The 22921-nt window shown below is 69.2% G+C and carries 23 protein-coding genes; 7 read left to right on the top strand and 16 right to left on the bottom strand.

Features of this window, described 5'->3' with window-relative positions; translation table 11 throughout:
- Both J2X20_RS10340 and J2X20_RS10335 read left to right on the top strand, forming a co-directional pair.
- Complete coding sequence (locus tag J2X20_RS10340; protein WP_310264101.1) at positions 1–1776, top strand: branched-chain amino acid ABC transporter ATP-binding protein/permease; 1776 nt, start codon at positions 1–3, stop codon at positions 1774–1776.
- A complete protein-coding gene (locus tag J2X20_RS10335; RefSeq protein ID WP_310264099.1) occupies positions 1773–2504 on the top strand; it encodes an ABC transporter ATP-binding protein in 732 nt (243 codons plus the stop codon). Before J2X20_RS10340 ends, J2X20_RS10335 begins: the two co-directional genes overlap by 4 nt.
- A gap of 368 nt (positions 2505–2872) precedes the next feature.
- Here the strand turns inward: J2X20_RS10335 and J2X20_RS10330 are convergent, their stop codons facing one another.
- The gene (locus J2X20_RS10330) at positions 2873–3634 is read right to left on the bottom strand and encodes a glucose 1-dehydrogenase (protein ID WP_310264097.1); all 762 of its coding nucleotides are present in this window, start codon (positions 3632–3634) and stop codon (positions 2873–2875) included.
- Positions 3635–3742: 108 nt separating this feature from the next.
- Between J2X20_RS10330 and J2X20_RS10325 the strand changes: the two genes are divergently transcribed.
- Entirely contained in the window at positions 3743–4654 is a 912-nt protein-coding gene (locus J2X20_RS10325; RefSeq protein ID WP_310264094.1) for a LysR family transcriptional regulator, read from the top strand.
- Here J2X20_RS10325 and J2X20_RS10320 read toward each other — a convergent pair.
- Complete coding sequence (locus J2X20_RS10320) at positions 4651–5391, bottom strand: sulfite exporter TauE/SafE family protein (protein ID WP_310264092.1); 741 nt, start codon at positions 5389–5391, stop codon at positions 4651–4653. The genes J2X20_RS10325 and J2X20_RS10320 overlap by 4 nt on opposite strands.
- Before the next feature lie 15 nt (positions 5392–5406).
- Positions 5407–6012, bottom strand: coding sequence for a DUF938 domain-containing protein (locus tag J2X20_RS10315; protein WP_310264090.1), 606 nt, complete (start codon positions 6010–6012; stop codon positions 5407–5409).
- A gap of 106 nt (positions 6013–6118) precedes the next feature.
- On the opposite strand from J2X20_RS10315, the gene J2X20_RS10310 reads away from it, so the two are divergent.
- Positions 6119–6745, top strand: a complete 627-nt coding sequence (locus J2X20_RS10310) for a glutathione S-transferase family protein (RefSeq protein WP_310264087.1) — start codon at positions 6119–6121, stop codon at positions 6743–6745.
- Between the two features lie 5 nt (positions 6746–6750).
- A complete protein-coding gene (locus J2X20_RS10305) occupies positions 6751–7662 on the top strand; it encodes a pyridoxamine 5'-phosphate oxidase family protein (RefSeq protein WP_310264083.1) in 912 nt (303 codons plus the stop codon).
- Here the strand turns inward: J2X20_RS10305 and J2X20_RS10300 are convergent.
- The 3 genes from J2X20_RS10300 to J2X20_RS10290 all read right to left on the bottom strand — a co-directional run bounded on the left by J2X20_RS10300 (position 7659) and on the right by J2X20_RS10290 (position 10228).
- On the bottom strand, positions 7659–8558 hold the full coding sequence (locus J2X20_RS10300; RefSeq protein WP_310264080.1) for a LysR family transcriptional regulator: 900 nt from the start codon (positions 8556–8558) through the stop codon (positions 7659–7661). The two genes, J2X20_RS10305 and J2X20_RS10300, sit on opposite strands and share 4 nt — an antisense overlap.
- Before the next feature lie 174 nt (positions 8559–8732).
- Complete coding sequence (locus J2X20_RS10295; RefSeq protein WP_310264077.1) at positions 8733–9602, bottom strand: pirin family protein; 870 nt, start codon at positions 9600–9602, stop codon at positions 8733–8735.
- 20 nt (positions 9603–9622) lie between these two features.
- Positions 9623–10228, bottom strand: a complete 606-nt coding sequence (locus tag J2X20_RS10290; protein ID WP_310264074.1) for an FMN-dependent NADH-azoreductase — start codon at positions 10226–10228, stop codon at positions 9623–9625.
- A gap of 271 nt (positions 10229–10499) precedes the next feature.
- On the opposite strand from J2X20_RS10290, the gene J2X20_RS10285 reads away from it, so the two are divergent.
- Positions 10500–11414: a LysR family transcriptional regulator gene (locus J2X20_RS10285; protein WP_310264071.1), complete on the top strand. Its 915-nt coding sequence runs from the start codon at positions 10500–10502 to the stop codon at positions 11412–11414.
- Here J2X20_RS10285 and J2X20_RS10280 read toward each other — a convergent pair.
- The 3 genes from J2X20_RS10280 to J2X20_RS10270 all read right to left on the bottom strand — a co-directional run bounded on the left by J2X20_RS10280 (position 11376) and on the right by J2X20_RS10270 (position 13781).
- Positions 11376–12392: an SGNH/GDSL hydrolase family protein gene (locus tag J2X20_RS10280; protein ID WP_310264068.1), complete on the bottom strand. Its 1017-nt coding sequence runs from the start codon at positions 12390–12392 to the stop codon at positions 11376–11378. The two genes, J2X20_RS10285 and J2X20_RS10280, sit on opposite strands and share 39 nt — an antisense overlap.
- 98 nt (positions 12393–12490) lie before the next feature.
- Positions 12491–13246, bottom strand: a complete 756-nt coding sequence (locus tag J2X20_RS10275) for a TonB family protein (protein WP_310264065.1) — start codon at positions 13244–13246, stop codon at positions 12491–12493.
- 121 nt (positions 13247–13367) lie between these two features.
- A complete protein-coding gene (locus tag J2X20_RS10270; RefSeq protein WP_310264064.1) occupies positions 13368–13781 on the bottom strand; it encodes a MerR family transcriptional regulator in 414 nt (137 codons plus the stop codon).
- A gap of 51 nt (positions 13782–13832) precedes the next feature.
- Here J2X20_RS10270 and J2X20_RS10265 point away from each other — a divergent pair, with 51 nt between their 5' ends.
- Positions 13833–14891, top strand: a complete 1059-nt coding sequence (locus tag J2X20_RS10265) for an MBL fold metallo-hydrolase (protein WP_310264061.1) — start codon at positions 13833–13835, stop codon at positions 14889–14891.
- 344 nt (positions 14892–15235) lie between these two features.
- Here J2X20_RS10265 and J2X20_RS10260 read toward each other — a convergent pair whose 3' ends face one another.
- From J2X20_RS10260 to J2X20_RS10230, 7 genes are read right to left on the bottom strand one after another with little or no spacing between them, the layout of a single operon-like run.
- The gene (locus J2X20_RS10260; protein ID WP_310264059.1) at positions 15236–16045 is read right to left on the bottom strand and encodes a M48 family metallopeptidase; all 810 of its coding nucleotides are present in this window, start codon (positions 16043–16045) and stop codon (positions 15236–15238) included.
- A gap of 5 nt (positions 16046–16050) precedes the next feature.
- Complete coding sequence (locus J2X20_RS10255) at positions 16051–16845, bottom strand: lysophospholipid acyltransferase family protein (RefSeq protein ID WP_310264056.1); 795 nt, start codon at positions 16843–16845, stop codon at positions 16051–16053.
- Complete coding sequence (gene gmhB, locus J2X20_RS10250) at positions 16845–17489, bottom strand: D-glycero-beta-D-manno-heptose 1,7-bisphosphate 7-phosphatase (RefSeq protein ID WP_310264054.1); 645 nt, start codon at positions 17487–17489, stop codon at positions 16845–16847. The genes J2X20_RS10255 and gmhB overlap by 1 nt, the downstream gene beginning before the upstream one ends.
- Positions 17490–17496: 7 nt before the next feature.
- Positions 17497–19638 carry a glycine--tRNA ligase subunit beta gene (gene glyS / locus J2X20_RS10245; protein ID WP_310264051.1) on the bottom strand — a complete coding sequence of 714 codons (2142 nt, stop codon included), beginning with the start codon at positions 19636–19638 and terminating at the stop codon, positions 17497–17499.
- Positions 19638–20567: a glycine--tRNA ligase subunit alpha gene (gene glyQ, locus J2X20_RS10240; protein WP_310264048.1), complete on the bottom strand. Its 930-nt coding sequence runs from the start codon at positions 20565–20567 to the stop codon at positions 19638–19640. The genes glyS and glyQ overlap by 1 nt, the downstream gene beginning before the upstream one ends.
- Positions 20568–20596: 29 nt before the next feature.
- Positions 20597–22042, bottom strand: coding sequence for an apolipoprotein N-acyltransferase (gene lnt, locus J2X20_RS10235; protein ID WP_310264045.1), 1446 nt, complete (start codon positions 22040–22042; stop codon positions 20597–20599).
- A complete protein-coding gene (locus J2X20_RS10230) occupies positions 22039–22920 on the bottom strand; it encodes an HlyC/CorC family transporter (RefSeq protein WP_310264044.1) in 882 nt (293 codons plus the stop codon). Before J2X20_RS10230 ends, lnt begins: the two co-directional genes overlap by 4 nt.
- Position 22921: the final 1 nt, after the last annotated feature.

The raw sequence follows: 22921 nt of genomic DNA, 5'->3' as shown, positions 1-22921 counted from the left end.
ATGAACCGCACGCATCTTTCGATCGCTGCCGCCGTCCTGCTGCTGGTGCTGCCCTTCGCACCCGTGCCGGACTTCTGGATCACCCAGCTCAACTACATCGGCCTGTTCTCCCTCGTCGTGCTTGGCCTGGTGCTGCTGACCGGTGTCGGTGGCCTGACCTCCTTCGGCCAGGCCGCATTCGCTGGCGTGGGCGCCTACGCCACCGGCTATCTGTGCAATGCCATGGGCCTGTCGCCCTGGCTGGGGCTGGTGGCGGGCCTCGCCATCACGCTGGGGCTGGCCCTGGTCATCGGCGTGCTGACGCTGCGCATGTCGGGCCACTACCTGCCGCTGGCCACCATCTGCTGGTGCCTGGCGCTGTACTACCTGATCGGCAACCTCGATGCCCTGGGCAAATACGACGGCCTGCTGGGCCTGCCCGCCATCACCCTGGGTGATTTCAGCTTCCAGAGCGAGCGCCGCATCTATCTGCTGATCTGGTTGGCGGCCCTGCTCGCGGCCCTGGGCGTCACGCGGCTGCTGGATTCGCGGCCGGGCCGCATCATGCGGGCGCTGAACACCAACCGCGGCGGCGGCTCCACCATGCCCGAGGCCATGGGCGCGAGCACCTTCCGCTACAAGCTCATCATGTTTGTCGTCGCGGCGCTGCTGGCGTCGGTGTCGGGCTGGCTGTATGCCCACATGCAGCGCAGCGTGAACCCCTCGCCCTTCGGCATCAAGTTCGGCATCGAATACCTCTTCATGGCCGTGCTGGGCGGCATCGGCACGGTGGGCGGCGCCTTCACCGGTGCGGCCCTCGTCAAGCTGGCCGAGGACCAGCTCAAGGTCTGGCTGCCGCTGGTCTTCGGTGGCTCGGGCAACTACGAGATCATCGTCTTTGGCGTCGTGCTGGTGCTGGTGCTGCGCTTTGCGCCCGACGGCCTGTGGCCGCTGATCGCGCGCTGGTTGCCGGCGCCCGGCCCGCGTGCCGTCGACGAAAACGCGCCGCGCCTGAGTTCTCGCAGCCATCCTGAGCCCGGTGCCGCGCTGCTGGATGTGCGCAAGATCAGGAAGACCTTTGGCGGCCTCGTCGCCGTCAACGACATCAGCTTCGCCATCCGCGCCGGCGACATCGTCGGCCTCATCGGCCCCAACGGCGCGGGCAAGAGCACGACCTTCAATCTCGTCTCCGGCGTGCTGCCACTGACCAGCGGCGAGGTCGAGCTGCTGGGCCAGCGCGTTGACGGCCGCGAGAGCCGCGACATCGCGCGCGGGGGCCTGTCCCGCACTTTCCAGCATGTGAAGCTGGTGCCCGACATGACGGTGCTGGAGAACGTCGCCCTGGGTACTTATCTGCGCACCCGCAGCGGCACGCTGCGCGCCATGCTGCGCCTGGACAAGGCCGAGGAGGCCCAGGCCCGTGCCGAGGCCCTGCGCCAGCTGCGCCGCGTCGGCCTGGCCGAGCAGGCCCATGAGCTGGCCGGCAACCTGGCCCTGGGCCCGCAACGCCTGGTCGAGATCGCCCGCGCGCTGGCCAGCGATCCTTCGCTGCTGCTGCTGGACGAACCCGCCGCCGGCCTGCGCCACAAGGAGAAGGAGGCCCTGGCCGAGGTGCTGAAGCAGTTGAAGGCCGAGGGCCTGTCGCTGCTGCTCGTCGAGCACGACATGGACTTCGTCATGAAGCTGACCGACCGCATCGTCGTCATGGAATTCGGCCGCTATCTGATGGACGGCACGCCGGCCGAGGTTCAGGCCAGCCCCGCGGTGCGCGCCGCCTATCTGGGAGCGGACGAATGAGTGCGTTGCTGGAAGTGAGCGATCTGCATGCCGGCTATGGCCGCGCCGAGGTGCTGCACGGCCTGAGCTTTGCTGCGCAGGAAAAAAGCGTCGTCACCGTCATCGGCCCGAACGGCGCGGGCAAGTCGACGCTGCTGGGCGCGCTGATGGGGCTGATCCCGTCGCGCAGCCGCACGCTGCGCTTCGCCGGTGAAGACATTGCCAGGCTGACGCTGGAAGAGCGCGTGCTTGCCGGCCTTGCGCTGGTGCCCGAGAAGCGCGAGCTGTTCGGCACCATGACGGTCGAGGACAACCTGCTGCTCGGTGGCTGGCGGCCCAGGAAGCTGGGCGACAAGCGCTGGCGCGATGGGCTCGAGAGCGTCTACGCCCGCTTCCCGCGCCTGCAGGAGCGCCGCGCGCAGGCGGCGGGCACGCTGTCCGGCGGCGAACGCCAGATGCTGGCCCTGGGCCGCGCGCTGATGGGCCAACCCAAGCTGCTGATGCTGGACGAGCCCAGCCTGGGCCTGGCGCCGCTCATCGTGCGTGAGATCTTCACCATCGTCGAAGACCTGCGCGCCACCGGCGTCAGCATCCTGCTCGTCGAGCAGAACGCCCGCGCGGCCCTGCGCGTGGCCGACCACGGGCATGTGCTGGAGACGGGGGAGTTTGGGCTCAGCGGGCCGGCGGATCAGCTGGCGGCGGATCCTCGTGTCATCGAGACGTATCTGGGGGCGGGGCGCAAGGACTGAACCGCTCCTGGCGTGTTCACAGGCGCCCGACGCCTGGCGCCACGGTTGCGCAAGTCAGCCGTTTCGTTCAAGCCGGCAAGGCGTGGGGTGAACAGAATTCTTTCCACGGACCAACCGGTCCGCAACCCTGTCAACTCTCACGGAGCCCGCCATGCAAACCCCCACCACCCCTGCCTGCAACTGCGCCAACTGCCCCGGCGCCTCTTGCTCCTGCGGCTGCCAGCCGCCGGCGGCCCAACAAGCCGCCGCGACAGCCGCTGCCGGCTGCGCCTGCGGTCCGAACTGCGCCTGCCAACCGGCTTGCCGTTGCACCTGAAGCCAGGCCGTGCCCGCGGTCGGCCCCTGGCCGCCGCGAGCCGGCGCTGACATCATTGCGCCGTCATTCCTCCATCCACCGCCAGCGACTGCCCGGTCAGATAGCGCGCCTTGTCGCCGGCCAGGAAGACGATGGTCTGGGCGATCTCGTCGACGGTGCCGAAGCGCTGCGCCGGGTTGCCGGCGCGCATGCCGGCCTTGGCGTCTTCGCTGCGGCCGACAAAGCGTTCCAGCATGTCGGTCTGGATGGGGCCGGGTGCGACCGCGTTGACACGCACGCCGGCCGCCGCGCCTTCCAGCGCCGCGCTCTTGGTCAGGCCTTCGACGGCATGCTTGCTGGCGACATACACCGAGGCGCCGGCAAAGCCGATCTGCCCGGCCACCGACGACAGGTTGACGATGGCGCCGCTGCGCTGGGCCAGCATGACGCGCATCTGGTGCTTCAGCGAGAACAGCACGCCGCGCACATTGGTGTCGAAGATGGCGTCGTAGTTGTCGGCGCTCTGCTCGGCGATCGGGCCGTTCGTGCCCTCGGTGCCGGCGTTGTTGACGGCCACATCCAGGCGACCGAAGCGCTCGACGGTCTGCTCGACCAGCGAGCGCACCTCGGCTTCGTGGCGCACATCGGCGCGGATGAAGGTCGCCGCTTTTGCGCCCTGGGTCTGCAGTTCGGCGGCCAGGGCCTGGCCTTCGGCTTCACGGCGGCCGCTGACGACGACAACTGAGCCTTCTCTGGCGAAGGCGAGGGCGGTGGCGCGGCCGATGCCCGTCAGGGCGCCGGTGATGAGGACGATGGGAGAAGAAGAGGCAGTCATGAGCAAAAGCTCCAGTGGTTGAGTGAACTCACTGTGATTGCTGCCCCCTCAATGCAGAAGACGGTCTGTCTGCCTAAGATTTATTCCAGTCAAGACTGAAAGTTCTTCATGGCAGATCGTTTGCAGTCCATGCAGACCCTGGTGCGGGTCGTCGAGCTGGGCAGCTTCTCGGCCGCGGCACGCGAGCTGGGCAGCACGCAGAGCGCCGTCAGCAAGCAGGTGGCGGCGCTGGAAAAGGCCCTGGGCGCCCAACTGCTGGCACGCAGCACGCGGGCGTTGAAGCTCACCGAGGCGGGCGAGCGCTATGTGGAGCAGGCGCGGCGGCTGGTGGCGGAGATTGCCGAGGCCGAGAGCGAGCTGCGCGCGGGCGAGCATCGGCTGCAGGGCTGGCTGCGCGTCGCGGCCTCGGGCAGCTTCGGGCGCTTGAAGCTGATGCCGCTGGTGCAGAGCTTCATGGCCGCCCACCCGGGCGTGAAGATCGACCTGCGCCTGAACGACGGCTTCATCGACCTGGTCGAGCAGGGCATAGACATCGCGGTGCGCATCGGCGATCAACCGGACTCCGGCCTGGTGGCGCGGCGCATCGGCACCGTGCGCCGAGCGGTCGTGGCGCGGCGCGGCTATTTCGAGCAACTCGGCATCGCGCCGCCATCCAACCCGCAGGCCCTGCAGCAGCACGACTGCATCGTCTACAGCGAGCTGCGCACCGGGCCGACCTGGAGCTTCGAGGCGGGGCCCGGTGCCGATGCGCCGCCAGGCAGCCTCGTCAGCGTGCGCGTGTCGGGCAGCCTGCGCACCAACAGCGGCGAGGCTGTGCGCGAGGCCGTGCTGGCCGGCATGGGCCTGGCCTATGCGCCGCACTGGCTGGTGGAGAAGGAGCTGGCCAGCGGCGAGATGGAATTGGCCATGCCGCACTGGCAGGGCCAGGCCTTGCCCATGCAGCTCGTCAGCCCGCCGCAGCGGCGGCTGTCGGGCAAGGTCAAGGCCTTTGGCGACCATCTGGCCGCCGGGCTGGCCTAAATCGGCCGCAGGAAGAGGCCTATCGTCAACGCCACGCCCAGCACGACGATGGCGATGCGCAGGGCCTTCTCGTTGACGTGATGCAGGGCCCAGGCACCGGCCAGGCCGCCGACGATGGCGCTGCTGCCGAGCACGACGGCCTGCAGCCAGTGCACTTCGGGCGACAGCACGAACAGGGCCACCGCCGAGGCGTTCATGACGCCGGCCAGCACGTTCTTGGTCGCGCCGGCGTTGCGTGTCGGCATGCCCGCCACCGTCAGCGCCGCCAGCATCAGAAAGCCGATGCCACCGCCGAAGTAGCCGCCGTAGATGGCGATGAGGAATTGCATCGCGGCCGTTGCGCGGGCGCTGAGGTGGTGATCCTCCGCCACCGGCTTGCGCAGGAAGCTGCCCCAGGCGAACACACTGGTGGCGAACAGCACCAGCCAGGGCACCAGACGCGCGAACACCGAGGACGGCGTATTCAGCAGCAGCCAGGCGCCGACGGCACCGCCGAGCAGGCTGATGATGACGAGAGCGCGGAAGGACAGATTGCCCGTGCCGACGACGAGGCGCCGGCCCGCCCAGCCCGAGCTGAGCTGGCCCGGGAACAGGGCCACCGTCGACGTGATGTTGGCGGCCAGCGGCGACATGCCCGACAGGATCAGTGCCGGCAAGGTGACGAAGGAGCCGCCACCGGCGAGCGAGTTCTGCAGGCCGGCCCAGAGGCCGGCGAGCACCAGGAGTCCAAGAAGCATGTCGGGGAAAGAGAGTCAGGCGGCAGGCGCGCGCGCCCAGGCCAGCAGCATATTGTTGGCCGGCATGCCCAGGGTTTCGCGCAGGCAAAGACCGGCGTTGCCGGCCGCGGCCACCACGTCGGCCAGGCGGCGAATGCCCCAGGCCGGGTTGCGTTCGCGCAGGTCGGCGTCGAAGGCGAGGTTGCTCGGCGCCGTGGGCACGTTATCGAGGATGTAGGGACCGTAGGTGATGAGCAGGCCCTCGGGCGTCAGATGCCGTGCGGCGCCCTGCATCAGCCCGGCGGTGCAGGCCCAGGGCGCGATGTGGATCATGTTGGCGCAGTAGATCGCGTCGAGCTGTGCCGGCACGGCCCAGACGTCATCCAGCACATTCAGCGTGATCGGCGCGTGCACGCGCTCCAGGCCTTCGCACCAGGCCGCGATCGACGGGAGGGCGGCGGGCTCGAAGTCGCTGGGCTGCCATTGCCAGCCCGGCAGGCCGGCGCTGAGGAAGGCCGCGTGCTGGCCCGTGCCGCTGGCGATCTCCAGCAGCACACCTTGCGGCGGCAGCAGGCGCTGCAGGGCCGCGAGGATGGGTGGGCCGTTGCGTTCGGCGGCGGGGCTGTGGCGGCGTTCGTTCATCGCCCCAATCTTGCCAGCCGTGGAAAGAATGACTTGCGGCGCGCGTGGTTTCTCCATCGCCCTTGGCTGGGCACAGTGGGCGGCGTTGATTGCCAAGGAGCCTCGCATGACCCTCAAGCTTTACCGCCACGCCCTGTCCGGCCACGCCCATCGCGCCGAACTCGCCCTGTCCCTGCTGGGCCTGCCGCACGAGCTGGTCGACGTCGACCTGGCGGCCCGGGCGCACAAGACCCCCGAGTTCGTCGCCCGCCACCCCTTCGGCCAGCTGCCGCTGCTGGAGGACGACGGCCACCCTGTCTGGGACAGCACGGCCATCCTGGTCTACCTGGCGAGCAAGTACGACGCCACCGGGCGCTGGCTGCCGCAGGACCCCGCCGGCCGCGCCGCGGTGCAGGGCTGGTTGTCGGTGGCGTCCAGCCTGATCGCCTACGGACCGGCGGCGGCCCGTCTCGTCACGGTGTTCGGCGCGCCCTTCAATGCCGACGAGGTCATCGCCCGCGCCCATGGCCTGTTCAAGGTCATGGAGGGCGAACTGGCCCGCCGCCCTTTCCTCGTCGGTGATCATGCGACGCTGGCCGATATCGCCGGCTACAGCTATATCGTCAACGCCCCCGAGGGCAACGTGGACCTGGCGCCCTATCCGGCCTTGCGCGCGTGGCTTGGCCGCGTTGAAGCGCTGCCGGGCTTCGTTCCCTTCAAGACCACTGCCGCCGGCCTGCGCGCTGCAGTCTGACCACCATGGACGCCGCCCCCTTCCACGCCGGCGAAGTCGCCGTGCAAGCCCGCCTCGGCGTGGCTGAGCGCATGGACGAGATCGGCCGCAAGGTCGTGCGCGACCACATGCCCGAGCAGCACCAGCGCTTCTACGAGCAACTGCCGCTGATGCTGGCCGGCAGCGTGGACGAGGCGGGCCGACCGTGGGCCACCGTGCTGGTGGGGCGGCCGGGCTTTGTGCAGGCGCCGGATGCCTGGCACCTCATTTTCGATGCCAAGCCCATCCCGGGCGACCCGGCCGCGGCCGGCATGACGGCGGGCGCGCCGCTGGGCCTGCTGGGGATCGAGTTGCACACGCGGCGGCGCAATCGCGTCAACGGTGAACTGCAGGAGGTCGGCGATGAGGGGCTGCGCCTGCGCGTGAAGCAGACCGTCGGCAACTGCCCGCAATACATCCAGGGTCGCGAATATGAATGGGTTCGCGACGCGGCGGACACGCGGCCGCGTGCCATCGAGCGCGTGGACAGCCTGGATGGCGACACGGCCTGGTTCATCGCCGCCGCCGACACCTTGTTCGTCGCCACGCATGCGGGCAAGGCAGGCGCGGACGTGTCGCATCGCGGCGGTCCGGCGGGCTTCGTCGTGCAGGAGGACGCCCGCACGCTGCTGGTGCCGGACTACTCCGGCAACCGCATGTTCATGACCCTGGGCAATCTGCAGCTCCACGGCCGCGCCGGCCTGCTCTTCATCGACTTCGAGAGTGGCGACCTGCTGACGCTGACGGGGCGCGCGGAGATCGTCTGGGATGGCCCCGAGCTGGCCGGGCTCGCGAATGCCGAACGCGCCTGGCGCTTCCATCTCGACGAGGGCTGGTGGTTGCGCGATGCGCTGCCGCTGCGCTGGCGTTTTCGCGACTGGGCGCCGCAGAACCTCTAACGCAGGGCGGGGTTGGCGCGCAGGGTGTCCACCGCGAGGTCGACGAAGGCGCGCACCTTCTGCGTCGCATGCCGGCCCTCGTGATGCACGACGTGCACGGGCACCGGCGGCAGCTCGAACTCTTCCAGCAGCGGCAGCAAGGCGCCACTCCTCAGGGCATCCGCCACCTGGTAGCTGATGAGGCGTGCAATGCCCAGGCCCGCCAATGCAAAGGAGCGGGTCGCGTCGTTGGTCGTCGTGCGCAGCCGTGGGCGGATGCGCTGCACCAGCGGCTTGTCGCCCTCGGAAAAGCGCCACTCGGGGTAGGGCGCGACCTGGGTGGGCTGGATGAGCAGATGCCCTCCCAGGTCGTCCGGACGCTGCGGGCAGCCATGTGCGGCGAGATAGTCGGGCGAGGCTACCAGCATCCGCCGCACCTGGCCGACACGCGCAGCGCGCAGCGAGGAGTCCGGCAGCTCGCCGATGCGCACGGCCACGTCCAGGCCTTCGTCGACGAGGTTGACGACGCGGTCGACGAAGACGCATTGCGCGTCGACGTCGGGGTAGCGGCGCAGATAGTCGGTGACGATGGGCGTCACGTGCAGATTGCCGAACAGCACCGGCGCCGTGACGCTGAGCAGGCCCTTGAGCTGGCTGCGGCTGCCGCTGGTGGCGGCCTCGGAGTCGCTGATGTCGGCAAGGATGCGCCGGCAATCCTCGGCGTAGCGGGCGCCGGCCTCGGTCACGCGCACGGCACGGGTGGTGCGCGTCAGCAGGCGCAGGCCGAGGCGCTCTTCCAGCTCGGCCACGGCGCGTGTGACGACCGGGGCGGAGAGGTCCAGCTTGCGCGCTGCGCTGGCGAAGCCGCCGCTGTCAACGACGGCGACAAAGACTTCCATGGCTTGCAGACGATCCATGCCAGCGGACTATGCCGCACGAATTCGAGTATTCGGGCCGAGCGACGGGCCGCTCCCTAGCCGGCCCGGTTGGCGATGTGCTTGCGGCTCGACGCCGCAAGCATCGCCGTCCCCTCGAGGGACCGACCGGACTCGCTCGCGTTCAGCGAAGCGAGGGTGGGCGAGGGGTTTCGGCTATGCCAGTCTGCCGGCCTGGAAGTCGCGCACCGCCTGCACCAGCTCGGCCTCGGTGTTCATGACGAAGGGGCCGTACTGCGCGATGGGCTCGCCCAGCGGCTTGCCGGCAATCAGCAGAGCACGGGTCGGCGCCTCGCCGGCCTGCAGGCGCACGCCGTCGCTGCCCGGCGTGTTGGCGAGTATGGCCATGCGACCCGACAGCACCTGGCAGCCGGTCTGGAACTTCAGCCCGCCCTCGTAGACGTAGACGAAGGCGTTGAACTCCGGCGGCAGGGCCTGCTCGAAGCGGGCGCCCGGCGCGAAATGCAGGTCCAGGTACAACGGCTCGGTGTTGTCGCGCTGCACGGCGCCCTCGACACCGTGGCTGGCGCCGGCGATGACACGGGCCTTCACGCAGTCGCGCTCGAACTCGGGCACCTCGTGGCTGGCGACATCGCGATACCAGGGCTCGCGCATCTTGTCCTTGGCAGCGAGGTTGAGCCAGAGCTGGAAGCCGGCCATGCGGCCCGCGTTCTGCTCGGGCGTTTCGCTGTGGATGACGCCGCGGCCGGCCGTCATCCATTGCACGCCGCCATCGCTGATCAGGCCTTCATGTCCGGCCGAGTCGCGGTGGCGCATGCGGCCGTTGAGCATGTAGGTGATGGTCTCGAAGCCGCGGTGCGGGTGATCGGGGAAACCGGCGAGGTAGTCGTCGGGGTTGTCCGTGCCGAAGGCGTCCAGCATCAGGAAGGGGTCCAGGCGCTTCTGCAGGTTCTGCGTCAGCACACGGTTGAGCTTGACGCCGGCACCGTCGCTGGTCGGCTGACCGGCGACAAGGCGTTCGACCTCGCGCGGTTGGGTAACAAGGGAAGTAGCGACGGTGCTCATGGCGGTTCCTAGTTCTTCAATCAGGCGGTCAGAAGTTCAGAGATTTGTGCGCGGGCGTTGGCCAGGCCTTGTTCGGCCGCGAAGGCCATGCCTTCCGCGTAGACGAACTCGACGTCGGTCATGCCCAGGAAGGCCAGCACGGTGCGCAGATAGGGCGTCATCTGGTCGCTGGGCTGGTCGCGGTGGATGCCGCCGCGGCTGGTGACGATGAAGACCTTCTTGCCGGTCAGCAGGCCGACGGGGCCCTTCTCGGTGTACTTGAAGGTGACGCCGGCGCGGGCCACGGCGTCGATCCAGTTCTTGAACTGGGCGGTGACGTTGAAGTTGTACATGGGCACGCCGATGACGACGGTGTCGGCGGCCTGCAGTTCGGCGATCAGCGCATCGTCCAGGGCGACGCGGGCAGCCTGCTCGGGCGTGCGCTGGTCGGCCGGCGTGAACAGGGCGCCCAGGGCGATCTCGTCGAGCACGGGTTGGGGCGTCAGCGTCAGATCGCGCACGGTCAGGGTGGCGACGGGGTTGGTGGCGCGCAGGCCGGCGGTCAGCTCATTGGCCAGGCGGGTGGAGACCGAACCTTGGTCATCGGTGGCACGGCGGGCGCTGGCATTGATTTGCAGGATGTTCATCTGGGGCTCCGGTACGGGGTCGGTTGCGATGGGATGAACTCTAGGATTGCTGTCCGAGCACCGGAAGTCGCCAATTTGCATAAGATTGTTCCGTTGATGGAACGTCGCCCCTCGTCCAAGGGTTACCTTGGCCGATCCCCCGAGGGGATGGCGATGCTTGCCGGATTGACCGGCAAGCACATCGCCCAAGGCGGGCCGGCTGGGGAGCGGCCCGGCGCTCGGCCCGCAAATTTCACGCGTCACGGCCGCGACGAATGGTGGAGCAATACAGATGGAATCCGATGCCGATGACCTGCTGCTGTTTGCCCGTGTCATGGACGCCGGCAGCTTCAGCCGCGCCGCAGAGCGGGTGCACTGGCCCAAGAGCACGGTGTCGCGGCGCATCGCGGCGCTGGAGGCGCGGCTGGGCGAGAAGCTGTTGCAGCGCACGACGCGCAAGCTGGCGCTGACGGACTTTGGCGCCGGCGTGTTGGAGCATGCACGCGTCGTCGCGGCCGAGGTGGATGGCGCCCTGGCCCTGGCCCTGCATCGCCAGCGCAAGCCCAGCGGCCGGCTGCGGGTCAGCATGCCGGCGGATTTCGCCCAGACCGTCGCGGCGGGCATGCTGGCCGAGTTCGCGATCCAGTACCCCGAGGTGTCTTTGGAGCTGGACCTGACGCCGCGTCGCGTGGACATCATCGGCGAGGGTTTCGACCTCGCCATCCGCATGGGCATGCTGGACGAGGAAAGCCAGCTCACGGCGCGCAGGCTGGCGACGACGCACTGGGGCCTGTATGCCTCGCCGGGCTATCTGGCCCGCGTCGGCGAGCCCCTGCTGCCCCAGGCCCTGGACCAGATGCACGGGCTGATGCTGCTCAGCCGCACCGGCGAGCCCGTGCCCTGGCGGCTGCAGCGCGAAGGGGCCGAGCCCTATCTGGCCCGGCCGGCCCAGCGCACGCTGGCCAACGCACCCAGCCTGCTGGCCCAGCTGGCACAAAGCGGCGTCGGCATCGCCGGCATCGACCGCCTCATCGTCAGAGATGCGGTCGAGTTGGGCCGGCTGCAGCGCCTGCTGCCGGACTGGAGCCTGCCCGGCTCGAGTTGCTGGGCCGTCTTCCCGGAGCGGCGGCTGATGCCGCTGCGCACCCGGGTGTTTCTGGAGGCGATGTCAGCCTTGCTGGAGACCTGCCCGACGCCGGCGCCCTAGCGCGACGACGACGAGGCCGACGGCGAACAGCGCCGCGATGTCGGGCTCGGGCACGGCCACCGCGAACACGGCGGCGGCGAGCTGCTGGTGGGCCAGCGTCGTCGGGTGGATGCCGTCCCAGAACAGGGCGGTGCTGAGGTCGCAGCTGCTGCCGGTCGCGCCGCAGGCGTTGGTCCAGTTGCTGAAGCCCAGCTGAGGGGCGTTGTCGACGGCATTTGTCATGAAGCCATACATGTCGAAGACCAGGGCGCCGCTGCCCGACAGCGCGCTGGCGAGGGCGGAGTCCATCGCGAAGCTGAGGGCCGAGGCATCGGCGCTGACGCCCATGGCATTGGCCAGCGGCGTGAGGCCGAAGTTGGGCGTGTTCATCACCAGCACGTGCTGGGCACCCGCCAGCTTGAGGCTGCCCACGATGCCGGCCATGTCGGCGGCATAGCCGGCCACGGTGGCCTGCACCGTCGTGGCCGGATCGGCGCCCTGCTGGATCGCCTCAAGCGCTTCACGGATGTTGTTGCCGCCGCCCGCCACGACGTAGAGGGCGTTCGGATCGGCGTGGTTGCCGGTGGCGCCCAGATACATGCCTAGCTGGGTGTTCATGCTGTACGGGAAGCCCGGCAGCTGAGGCGTCTCGTGGCCGTCGACACCGGTCTGCGCACCGCCGAAGGCGAAGTTGGTGCCGCCGGTCAGCGAAGGCGCCAGGGGCAGGCCCAGCGACTGGGCGAAGTACTGCGTCCAGACCGCACCGTTGGTATAGGTGCCTGCCGTCGACGGGATCTTGCTGTAGTAGCCGTCACCCGTGATGTCCACCGGCGGCAGGCCGCCATAGGCCTGCGTCAGCAGGAAGGCGTTGTTGCCACTGTCGGAGAGGCTGTCGCCAAAGACGACAAGACTGGAGTAGGGCCCGGCGGCGGATGCCACGAGGGCGGACGCACAAAGACCAATGCCCGCGACGGCGCGGGCGAGCAGACGGATGGACATGGGGACTCCCTTATGGTGGCCGCAGGACTTCTAACGGCTCATCCACAGCATCCCTGCGTCCCGGCTCAGCGTCAAGCCGGAGACATCCGAACCTGATATCAGTCGGTGTCGCCCTTGAAGGCGACTTCGACGGCCGCTTCCCGTGCTTTGCGGATGGGCGCGAAGCGCCATTGCTTGACGGCATCCACGGCGGCGGTGCCGAGGCGGCTGTGGCTGGCCTTGATGACCGAGGCCTGCTGGACGGAGCCGTCAGGCCCCACCGTGAACTGAACCTGGGCGAAGCCGGTGCGGAAGCTGCCCTGCTGCAACTGGCGCGGGATGGTCGGCTCGACCTTGGCCAGCAGCCGCAGCGGCTCCTCCACCTCCTCCTCGGCCGGCTTGGGCGGGGGCTCGGCTGCGCGGGCCGCGGCGGCCATGGGGGCAGCCGGGGCGGGCGTGGGGGCCGCGGAGGCGAGCACCACGGGAGCGCGCTCGAGTTCGGGTTCGGGCTCGGGTGCTGCCTGCGGTGCGGCGGCGACCGCGGTCGGTGCCGGGGCGGCCGGCACGGGCGCGGGCGCTGCGTTCGCAACCGCTGCGGGCTTGGGCGCGGCGGCGGTCACCGGGGCCGGCGCCGGCTTGCGTGCGACGGGGGCGGGTGCGGGCGCTGGTGCGGCGGCGGGCTTGTCGCGACTTGCACCCTTGTCGGCGTTGAGCTTGATCCAGTGGAAGACGGCGTCGGCGGCCTTCTGCGCACGTTCCAGGCTTTCGGCCTTGGGCGCATCTTGTTGGGCACTGGCCGCCTGGGCCAGCATCAGCAGGGCGCCCGCGATGGCGGGCAGGGCGAGCGCCAGGGCGGGGCGCGGTCCGAGTGTCATGACAGCTCCACAAAGACATGCCGGACGGGGTCCGAGCGGCGGACTCTAGACAGGCTTGAGAAAGACGTCAGCGGGGTTTGCCCCTCACGCAACGCACGCGCGGGGCTTTTCCGGCAAAGCGTCACGCTTGGCTGAGCAGGGAACGGCAGCGCTTCTCGTGCTGCTGGATCTCGGCCAACGTGACCTCGATGTCATGGCGCTGCTGCTCGAGCTGCTCGCGGTGCTGGGCCAGGATGGTGAGGAAGGCACGCAACTGGGGCGCGGCGCTGGCCTGGCTGTCGTACATGTCGACCAGCTGCTTGATCTCCTGCAGGGCCAGGCCCAGGCGCTTGCCGCGCAGCGTCAGCTTCAGGCGGGTGCGGTCGCGCGGCGTGTAGACGCGGTTGCGCCCCTTGCGGCCGGGCTCGAGCAGGCCCATGTCCTCGTAGAAGCGGATGGCGCGCGGCGTGATGTCGAACTCGGCAGCGAGTTCGGTGATCGTGAACGTCGGCTGTGGGGCTTCGGTCGCGGCGGAGACAGACTTGCGGGAGGGCATGGCTACACTCGATTGACGTAAACGTCAGTCTAAGTCCAGCCGAGCAGCATCATGGCCAACGCACGCGAATCCGAACTGCATTACCCCCTGGGCGATACCCTGCCCCAGCCCGGCGAGGCCCTGGACCTGGCGCCCGGCGTGCGCTGGGTGCGCATGGGCCTGCCCTTTGCGCTGGACCACATCAATCTGTGGCTGCTGCGCGATCGCATCGACGGCCGCGAGGGCTGGACCATCGTCGACTGCGGCATCGCCAGCGACGACACGCGTGCCAACTGGGAGCAGGTGTTTGCCACTCATTTGGACGGTTTGCCGGTGTTGCGCGTCATCGCCACGCACTTCCACCCCGACCACCTCGGCCTGGCCCACTGGCTGACCGAGAAGTGGAGTTGCCGGCTGTGGATGAGCGCGACCGACTTCAACCTGGCCCGCCTGGCCAGCAGCTCGACGGTGGGCATGGGCGGTGCGTCGGCGGCCGCCTTCTTCGGCAGCCATGGCCTGACCGACCTCGAGTCGCTCGACAAGATCCGCGCCCGCGCCGACTACTACCCCAAGATGGTGCCCGTTGTGCCGGCCAGCTACCGGCGGCTGATGGATGGCAGCGTCATCGACATCGGCGGGCGTCCGTGGCGCTGCATCGCCGGCTATGGTCATGCGCCGGAGCACATCAGCCTGTTCTGCGAGGAAGCCCGGCTGCTGATCAGCGGCGACATGGTGCTGCCGCGCATCTCCACCAATGTGTCGGTCGTCGACGTCGAGCCCGAGGCCGACCCGCTGACGCTGTATCTGGATTCGCTCAAGCGCTACCTGGAGCTGCCGGCCGACACCCTGGTGCTGCCGTCCCACGGCAAGCCCTTCACGGGCCTGCACCAGCGCATCGACCAGTTGCAGGAGCACCATGACGAGCGCCTGGCCGAGGTCATTGCCGCCTGCCGCGCCGAGCCCACGCATGCGGCCGGCCTGCTGTCGGTGCTGTTCAAGCGCAAGCTCGACCTGCACCAGACCACCTTCGCCATGGGCGAGGCCATCGCCCATCTGAATGCGCTGTGGCTCAAGGGTGAGCTCAAGCGCGAGTTGGGGGCCGACGGCGTCTACCGATTCCTGCCGGCCTGAACCGCGCCAAAGAGAAACGCCGCCGACGATGTGAATCGTGCGGCGGCGGTCTTGCTTAGCTCGGTACCTTCGCTCCCTCCGGCTTTGCCGGCTCCCGCGGTACCTGTGGTGACAGCGTCGGAGCGAAGTGTTGCGCTTTGTGAAGTCGTCAGGGTGGCAGTGGCTCGGTAGTATTCACATGCAATCCATTGCAGCGCGTTCCCGTATTCGGGCCGAGCGCGGGGCCGCCCCTAGCCGGCCCGCCTGGGCGATGTGCTTGCCGGTCAATCCGGCAAGCATCGCCGTCCCCTCGGGGGACCGACTGGGCTGGCCCGCGTTCAGCGGAGCAAGACCAGGCGAGGGGCTCACTGCACGACTATCGATTCCTCGCGCAAAGCGTCGCGGGAGCGCTCGAAGTCCGGCAGCACGGAGCGCACCGTGTCCCAGAAGGCCGGGCTGTGGTTCATCTCGCGCAGATGGGCCAGTTCGTGGGCGACGACGTAGTCGATGATGGCTGGCGCGAAATGGATGAGGCGCCAGTTCAGCCGGATGGAGCCGTCAGCGCTGGCGCTGCCCCAGCGGGTCTGGGCCGAGGACAGGCGCAGCATCTTCATGGACACGCCTAGCATCTGCGCAAAGTGCTGGCAGCGCGGCAGGAAATCTTCCTTGGCGCGCGCCTGCAGCCAGGACTGGGCCAGGTCGCGGATCTGCTCGGCCGAGGCGCCGCCGGGCAGGGGCAGGCGCAGCTGACGCGTGACCGCGTCCCACACGACTTCGCGCTCGGACGGGGCCAGCACCAGGGTCAGGGCTTCGCCGAGATAGGGCAGGCGGCCGCCGTCCAGCCATTCGATGCGCGAGGCCTGGATGCGCTGCTGGCGTTCGCGCTGCTCGACCAGCTTGCGCAGGATCCACTCGCCCTTGTGGTGCAAGGCGCGCTCGATCTCGTTGATGGGCACCCAGCGCGGCGCGCTGACGCGCAGGCCCTGCGGCCCGACCACGAAGCCGATGCTGCGGCGGCGGGCGCGCTTGAGCTCATAGCCGATGCGGTGCTGGCCCAGCCACAGCTCGCGTCGCGAGCGCGGCGTGCCGGGCTCGGCCGGCGTGATCTCCGGCTCCACGTCGAACAGCGACAGCTGGCTGTCCTGCAGGAGTGGGGCCGGGCGCTTGGCAGGCATGGTGCTCAGTGCTGGTTGGCGGTGCCGGCCACGCCGGCGGGCGGAGGGTTTTGATAGGCCTCGGGGTCCAGGCGGCGCATCTCCGCCTCGATCCAGTCCTTGACCTCTTTCATCAGCTCCGCAGGCTCGCGGCCGACGGGGCTGATCTGCTGGCCGATGGAGATGTCGACGATGCCGGGCCTGAGCAGAAAGCTCTTGCGCGGCCAGCAGCGTGCGGCGGTGGCCGCGATGGGCACGACGGGCAGGCCGGCCTCGATGGCCAGGCGGGTGCCACCGGTCTTGTACTCGCCGACCTGGCCACGCGCGATGCGCGTGCCCTCGGGGAACATGATGACCCAGTTGCCTTGGCCGCCCAGGCGCTTGCCCTGGGCCAGCACCTTGTTCCAGGCCTCGGTGCGGCGGCTGCGGTCGATGTGGATCATGTCCATGCGCGCCATCGCCCAGCCGAAGAAGGGCACATAGAGCAGCTCGCGCTTGAAGACATAGGCCAGCGGGTGACTGAGCAGGGCGGGGTAGGCAAAGGTCTCCCAGGTGCTCTGGTGCTTGGACAGCAGCACGACACCGGCGCGGCGGTCCGACGCGGGCGGCAGATTTTCCATGCCCTGGATGCGCCAGCGGATGCCGCAGATCCAGCGCGCGCTCCAGATGGCGATCTTCAGCCAGTTGGCGCAGGCCCAGTAGACCGGGTCGCCGCGCCGGAAGATGGACAGCAGCAGCACGCCCAGGGCCCAGGGGATGACCGTGACGATGAGCACGATGACAAAGATCAGCGAGCGGATGGCGCTCAGCAGGGTGGACATCAGTTCAGGTCTCCGGCCTGGGTATCGGGGGTCAGGGCCTGGCCACGCGCCTCGGCGACGCGGCGGCGCTCTTCCTGGATGAGGGTCTCGGCAAAGCTTGTCAGGTCGTCGTGCACCCTGGCATGGGGCACCTGCACCAGCAGGTTGGCCAGCTCCTCGGTGCCCAGGTTGCCGAAGGGCCCGGTCAATACCAGATGAGGCACGCAGCCGGCGTTCTGGGCCGTCAGCAGGTCGGTCAGCGAGGCGCCCACCATGTGGACGTCCTTGAGCTCGACGTCGAAGCGTTCACCGATCTGCTGGATCAGCCCGGGCAGCGGCTTGCGGCAGTCGCAGCCTTCCTCGGGCGTGTGCGGGCAGAAGAAGGCCGCGTCCAGGCGCCCGCCCTTTTCGGCCAGCAGCTGGTTCAGGCGCAGATGCACCGCGTTCAGCGAGGCCATGTCGAGCAGGCCGCGGCCGATGCCGGCCTGGTTGGTGGCCAGCACCGTGTGCCAGCCGGTGTGGTTCAGGCGCGCGACGGCCTCCATCGCGCCGGGCAGCGGGTCGAGCTCCTCCGGCGCCTTGACGTGATCGTCACGGTAGCGGTTGAGTGTGCCGTCCCGCCCCAGGATGACGAGCTTCATGCCATGGGCGTGGTCGGCGCGCATCTGACTTTTAGGCAAGGCGCGACAGGTCGGCGACCCGGTTCATGGCGGCGTGCAGGCGGCCGAGCAGCGCGAGGCGGTTGGCGCGCAAGGCGGCATCCTCGGCATTGACCATCACATCGTCGAAGAAGGCATCGATCGGGGCCTTCAGCGCCGCCAGGCGTTGCAGCGAGCCGGTGTAGTCATGCTGCTCGAACAGCGTATCGGCCTGGGGCTGGACCTCGGCGATGGCCGCGGCCAGGGCCTGCTCGGCGGCCTCCTTCAGCAGCTCGGGCGCAATGGCCGTGGGGAGCTCGCCCTCGACCTTCTTCAGGATGTTGCCGACGCGCTTGTTGGCGGCGGCCAGCGAGGCCGCTTCGGGCAGTGCGGCGAAGGCGCGCACGGCCACCAGGCGCTTGGGCACGTCGCCCAGGCGCGCGGGCTGCAGCGCCAGCACGGCGTCGACTTCCTGGGCGCTGTAGCCCTGGTCGCGCAGGCTGACCGCGAGGCGGTCGGCGAAGAAGGAGAGCAGGGCCTCGCGCGTGCCCTGCGGGTTCTCGATCAGCTCGCCGAAGGGCGGCAGGGCCGCGTCGATCATGGCCGGCAGGTCCAGCGGCAGGTTCTTCTCGACCAGGATGCGGATGACGCCCAGGGCATGGCGGCGCAGCGCGAAGGGGTCCTTGTCGCCGGTGGGCAATTGGCCGATGCCGAACAGGCCGACCAGGGTCTCCAGCTTGTCGGCCAGGGCCACGACGGTGCCGGTGTGGTTGCGCGGCAGGGCGTCGCCGGCGAAGCGCGGCTTGTAGTGGTCCTCGATGGCGATGGCCACACCGTCGCGCAGGCCCTCGTGACGGGCGTAGTAGCCGCCCATGATGCCCTGCAGCTCGGGGAACTCGCCGACCATGTCGGTCAGCAGGTCGCACTTGGCGAGCTGGGCGGCCTGCTTGACCTTGCTGTCCAGCACCTTGAACTCGTCATCGGCGTCCACCGTGTAGGGCAGGGTCGCCATGCTGAGCTGGTTGACGATGGCGTGGGCGATGGCGGTCACACGCTCGGCGCGTTCGCCCTGGCTGCCCAGCTTGCCGTGATAGACGACCTTGGCCAGGCCGGGCAGGCGGTCGGCCAGCTTCTTCTTGCGGTCCTGGTCGAAGAAGAACTTGGCGTCGGCTAGGCGCGGGCGCACGACGCGCTCGTTGCCTTGCGTGACGGCACTGGCGTCGGCGGGGGCGATATTGCTGACCACCAGGAAGTGGCGGGTCAGCTTGCCCTGCGAGTCCAGCAGCGGGAAGTATTTCTGGTTGGCCTTCATCGTCAGGATGAGGCATTCCTGAGGCACGGCCAGGAACTCGGGCTCGAAGGCGCAGGTCAGCACATTGGGGCGCTCGACCAGGGCCGTCACCTCGTCCAGCAGGGCTTCGTCATCGATCGGCGTCAGGCTCAGCGCGTCGGCGGCACCTTTGAGCTGGCGCGAGATCTCGGCGCGGCGCTCGGCGAAGCTGGCGATGACGGCACCCTGCTCGCGCAGCTGCGAGGCATAACTGTCGGCGGACTCGATGCTGACCGTGGGCTGCGCCGCCTCGAAGCGGTGGCCGCTGGTCGCGCGGCCCGACGTCAGGCCCAGGGCCTGGACGGGCACGACCTCGCTGCCGTGCAGGGCGATCAGGCCGTGGGCGGGACGCACAAACTTCACGTCCGTCCAGCCGTCGGCCAACTGGTAAGTCATGACCTTGGGAATGGGCAGCTTGGCCAGGGTCTCGTCCAGGGCCTTCTGCAGGCCCTGGGCCAGCGTGGCGCCGGGCTGCAGGCTGTCCCAGAACAGGGCTTCGGCCTTGCCATCGGGCTGGCGCTTGAGCTGGGGCACGACCTCGGGGCCGGCGCCCAGCGATGCCAGCTTCTTCAACAGGGCCGGTGTGGCTTGGCCATCGGCGTTCAGGGCGACGGCGACGGGCATCAGCTTCTGCTGCATCGCCTTGTCGGCGGCCTTGGCCGCGACGTTGGCCACATGCACGCCGAGGCGGCGCGGCGAGGCGAAGGACGTGACGGCAGCATCGGCCGCGGCGAGGCCCTGGGCCTTGAGGCTGTCGGACAACACGCTGGCGAAGGACTCGCCCAGCTTCTTCAGCGCCTTGGGCGGCAGCTCTTCGACAAACAGTTCAACGAGCAGATTCGTCATCACGCGGCCGCCTTCTTGTTCTTCAGTTCGATCTGCGCGATCACTTCGTCGGCCCACGCTTTGGGCGCCATCGGGAAGCCGAGGCGCGCGCGGCTGTCGACATAGCTCTGCGCCACGGCGCGGGCCAGGTTGCGGATGCGGCCGATGTAGGCGGCGCGCTCGGTGACCGAGATGGCGCCGCGGGCATCCAGCAGGTTGAAGCTGTGGCCGGCCTTCAGCAACTGCTCATAGGCAGGCAGGGCCAGCTGGTGTTCCATCAGGCTCTTGGACTGACGCTCATGCGCGGCGAAGGCGCCGAGCAGGAAGTCGACGTCGCTGTGCTCGAAGTTGTAGGTCGACTGCTCGACCTCGTTCTGGTGGAAGACGTCGCCATACGTCAGGCCGTCGGTGAAGACCAGGTCGTAGACCGACTCCTTGCCCTGCAGATACATGGCCAGGCGCTCCAGGCCATAGGTGATCTCGCCGGTGATGGGCTTGCAGTCGATGCCGCCGACCTGCTGGAAGTAGGTGAACTGCGTGACTTCCATGCCGTTGAGCCAGACCTCCCAGCCCAGGCCCCAGCAGCCCAGCGTCGGGTTCTCCCAGTCGTCCTCGACGAAGCGCACGTCGTTCTTCTTCAGTTCGAACCCCAGGGCCTCCAGCGAGCCCAGATACAGCTCCAGGATGTTGGCCGGCGCGGGCTTGAGCACCACCTGGTACTGGTAGTAGTGCTGCAGGCGATTCGGGTTGTCGCCGTAGCGGCCATCCTTGGGGCGGCGGCTGGGCTGCACATAGGCGGCCTTCCAGGGCTCGGGGCCGAGGGCGCGCAGGAAGGTGGCGGTGTGGCTGGTGCCGGCACCGACTTCCATGTCGTAGGGCTGCAGCAGGGCGCAGCCTTGTTGGGACCAATAGTCCTGAAGCGTCAGGATGATTTGCTGGAAGGTCAGCATGTGTTGGGGCGAGAAGGGGGTGCCCGATTCTATTGGGCGGCTCTGCGCACGGCCGTCAGGGCCAACAGGGACAGGATCCACAGCGGCCACAGGCCGACGGCGGCCAGCCAGCGCGCGTAGGGCGTGGCACCGGTGCGGCCCTCGACTTCGGCCTCCAGCACGCCACGCGCCAGGGGCGGCAGGCGCATCGTGACCAGGCCGTGGTGATCGACGACGGCCGTCGCACCGGTGTTGGTCGAGCGCGCGACCGGGCGCTGGAACTCCAGGGCCCGCATCTGCGAGAACTGCAGATGCTGGTCCTGGATCATGAGGGTGCCGAACCAGGCCAGGTTGCTGACGTTGACGAACACCGTCGCCGCATCCGGTCCCGCCACGGCGCTCTGCACCAGGTCCTCGCCGAACAAATCCTCGTAGCAGATCAGCGGCCTCAGCTTCTGGCCGGCCACGGCCCAGGGGCGCTGGTGGCCGCCGCGGGCCTGGTCGTCCAGCGGGATGTTCATGGCATGAACGAACCAGGCGAAGCCCGGCGGGATGAACTCGCCGAAGGGCAGCAGGTGGCGCTTGCCGTAGTGATAGTCGCTGCCCAGCGCCACGACGGAGTTGACGAAGCCCTCGTCGGCATTGCCCAGGAAAGTGCCGAGCAGGGCGGGGTGGTCGGGGCGGGACAGGCGCGCGAGCGTGGCGCGGTCCAGTTCGGCCAGCGGCAGGGGCACGACGGATTCGGGCGTGATGACGACCTGGCCGCGTGCCGACTCGATCTGTGTCGCCAGCAACTCGAGATTGGCAGCGAAGCGGGCCGGGTCGAACTTCTGGTCCTGCGGGATGCTGGGCTGCACCAGGGACAGCGCGACACGGCCGGTGGACGTCGTGAAGTCCTGGGGCAGCAGCAGGCCGGCCAGCGGGATGGCCAGCGCCGGCGCCGCCCAGCGGATGGCGCCACGCTTGAGCCAAACCAGGCCGGCCGCCGCCAGGGCGGCGAGGGCGCAGATGCCGTAGACGCCGACCCAGACAGCCCAGCCGGCCAGCGGGCCGACGCTGTGGGCATAGCCGGAGGCGATCCACGGGAAGCCGGTGAGCCAGGTGGCGCGCGCCAGCTCGGCCAGCAGCCAGGCGGGTACCAGGGCCAGCACGCGCCAGCGCCCGGGGGCGATCCAGCGTGCCGTCAGCCCCAGGGCCAGCGCGTAATAGCCGCTCAGGAAAGCGGCCAGCAGGGCCACCGCCAGGGCGGCCAGCAGCCAGGGGATGCCGCCGAACTGGTGCATGCTGATATGCAGCCACCACAGGCCCGAGGCCAGCCAGCTGAAGCCGAACAGCGCGCCGGCCAGCGCGGCCCACCTCGGCGTGGCCTGCTCGACGACGGCGAACAGCAGGGCCAGCGCGACGAGCTGCAGATACCAGGCCCCCGTCGGCGCAAACGCGCAGGTGTGCAGCAGGCCGGCGCCCAGCGCGACCGCTACGGCCCTGGCGCCCTTCACGCTTCGGACTCTTCTTCGGGCGCGCGCGTGACCTTGAACCAGCGCACCGCGCCGCCGCGGGTCAGCATGACGGCGAAGTTCAGGCCCTCGACCGTCACGACCTCGCCGCGGCGCGGAACGCGGCCATGCTCGTGGGCGACCAGGCCGCCGATGGTGTCGAAGTCGTTGTCCGGCAAGGCCAGGCCGAAGGCGCCGTTGACGGCGGCGATGCTGGCGTCGCCCGCCACGCGCAGGCTGCCGTCGGCCAGGGTGTAGAGGCCGGACTCGCCGTCCTTTTCGTCAAACTCATCCTCGATCTCGCCGACGATCTCCTCCAGCACGTCCTCGATGGTGATGAGGCCGGCGGTGTTGCCGAATTCGTCGATGACGATGGCGAGGTGGTTGCGGTTGGAACGGAAGTCGCGCAGCAACTCGTTCAGGCCCTTGCTCTCGGGCACGAAGACGGTGGGCCGCAGCAGGGCGCGCAGGTTCAGCTCGGGGGCGCGCTGCATCTTCAGCAGGTCCTTGGCGAGCAGGATGCCGATGATGTTGTCGCGCGTGCCTTCGTAGACGGGAAAGCGCGAATGGCCGCTGTCGATCACCAGGCCGAGCAACTCGTCATAGGGTGCGTCGATGTCCAGCAGGTCCATGCGCGGCGAGGCCACCATGGCGTCGCCGGCCGACAGTTCGGCCATGCGCAGCACGCCTTCTAGCATCTGGCGCGACTCGGGCTCGATCAGCTCGCGCTTCTCGGCGTCGGCCAGGGTTTCGATCAGTTCGTTCTTGGAGTCGGGGCCGGGGTGCAGGAACTCCAGCATGCGCTCCAGCAGGCCGCGGGCCTCGGGCGGGTGTTTGGCGGCCCCGCGAACTGGGGGCCTGCCTGAATGCGGTTCGCTCAAG

This window comes from Roseateles saccharophilus (genome assembly GCF_031458095.1).
In the GTDB taxonomy this organism is placed as follows: Bacteria; Pseudomonadota; Gammaproteobacteria; order Burkholderiales; family Burkholderiaceae_C; genus Pelomonas; species Pelomonas saccharophila_A.
Note: the sequence above shows the minus strand (reverse complement) of the source record. Positions and strands in the feature narration are given on the sequence as shown.

Coding starts and splice junctions, on each gene's coding strand:
- J2X20_RS10325 (WP_310264094.1), top strand. CDS start 3,743: ATGGCAGATCGTTTGCAGTCCATGCAGACCCTGGTGCGGGTCGTCGAG.
- J2X20_RS10270 (WP_310264064.1), bottom strand. CDS start 13,781: ATGCCCTCCCGCAAGTCTGTCTCCGCCGCGACCGAAGCCCCACAGCCG.
- gmhB (WP_310264054.1), bottom strand. CDS start 17,489: ATGCGCGCCGACCACGCCCATGGCATGAAGCTCGTCATCCTGGGGCGG.
- J2X20_RS10320 (WP_310264092.1), bottom strand. CDS start 5,391: ATGCTTCTTGGACTCCTGGTGCTCGCCGGCCTCTGGGCCGGCCTGCAG.
- glyQ (WP_310264048.1), bottom strand. CDS start 20,567: ATGCTGACCTTCCAGCAAATCATCCTGACGCTTCAGGACTATTGGTCC.
- J2X20_RS10290 (WP_310264074.1), bottom strand. CDS start 10,228: ATGAACATCCTGCAAATCAATGCCAGCGCCCGCCGTGCCACCGATGAC.
- J2X20_RS10280 (WP_310264068.1), bottom strand. CDS start 12,392: ATGTCCATCCGTCTGCTCGCCCGCGCCGTCGCGGGCATTGGTCTTTGT.
- J2X20_RS10275 (WP_310264065.1), bottom strand. CDS start 13,246: ATGACACTCGGACCGCGCCCCGCCCTGGCGCTCGCCCTGCCCGCCATC.
- J2X20_RS10265 (WP_310264061.1), top strand. CDS start 13,833: ATGGCCAACGCACGCGAATCCGAACTGCATTACCCCCTGGGCGATACC.
- J2X20_RS10310 (WP_310264087.1), top strand. CDS start 6,119: ATGACCCTCAAGCTTTACCGCCACGCCCTGTCCGGCCACGCCCATCGC.
- J2X20_RS10285 (WP_310264071.1), top strand. CDS start 10,500: ATGGAATCCGATGCCGATGACCTGCTGCTGTTTGCCCGTGTCATGGAC.
- J2X20_RS10315 (WP_310264090.1), bottom strand. CDS start 6,012: ATGAACGAACGCCGCCACAGCCCCGCCGCCGAACGCAACGGCCCACCC.
- glyS (WP_310264051.1), bottom strand. CDS start 19,638: ATGACGAATCTGCTCGTTGAACTGTTTGTCGAAGAGCTGCCGCCCAAG.
- J2X20_RS10330 (WP_310264097.1), bottom strand. CDS start 3,634: ATGACTGCCTCTTCTTCTCCCATCGTCCTCATCACCGGCGCCCTGACG.
- J2X20_RS10260 (WP_310264059.1), bottom strand. CDS start 16,045: ATGCCTGCCAAGCGCCCGGCCCCACTCCTGCAGGACAGCCAGCTGTCG.
- J2X20_RS10295 (WP_310264077.1), bottom strand. CDS start 9,602: ATGAGCACCGTCGCTACTTCCCTTGTTACCCAACCGCGCGAGGTCGAA.
- J2X20_RS10300 (WP_310264080.1), bottom strand. CDS start 8,558: ATGGATCGTCTGCAAGCCATGGAAGTCTTTGTCGCCGTCGTTGACAGC.
- J2X20_RS10335 (WP_310264099.1), top strand. CDS start 1,773: ATGAGTGCGTTGCTGGAAGTGAGCGATCTGCATGCCGGCTATGGCCGC.
- J2X20_RS10255 (WP_310264056.1), bottom strand. CDS start 16,845: ATGTCCACCCTGCTGAGCGCCATCCGCTCGCTGATCTTTGTCATCGTG.
- J2X20_RS10340 (WP_310264101.1), top strand. CDS start 1: ATGAACCGCACGCATCTTTCGATCGCTGCCGCCGTCCTGCTGCTGGTG.
- J2X20_RS10305 (WP_310264083.1), top strand. CDS start 6,751: ATGGACGCCGCCCCCTTCCACGCCGGCGAAGTCGCCGTGCAAGCCCGC.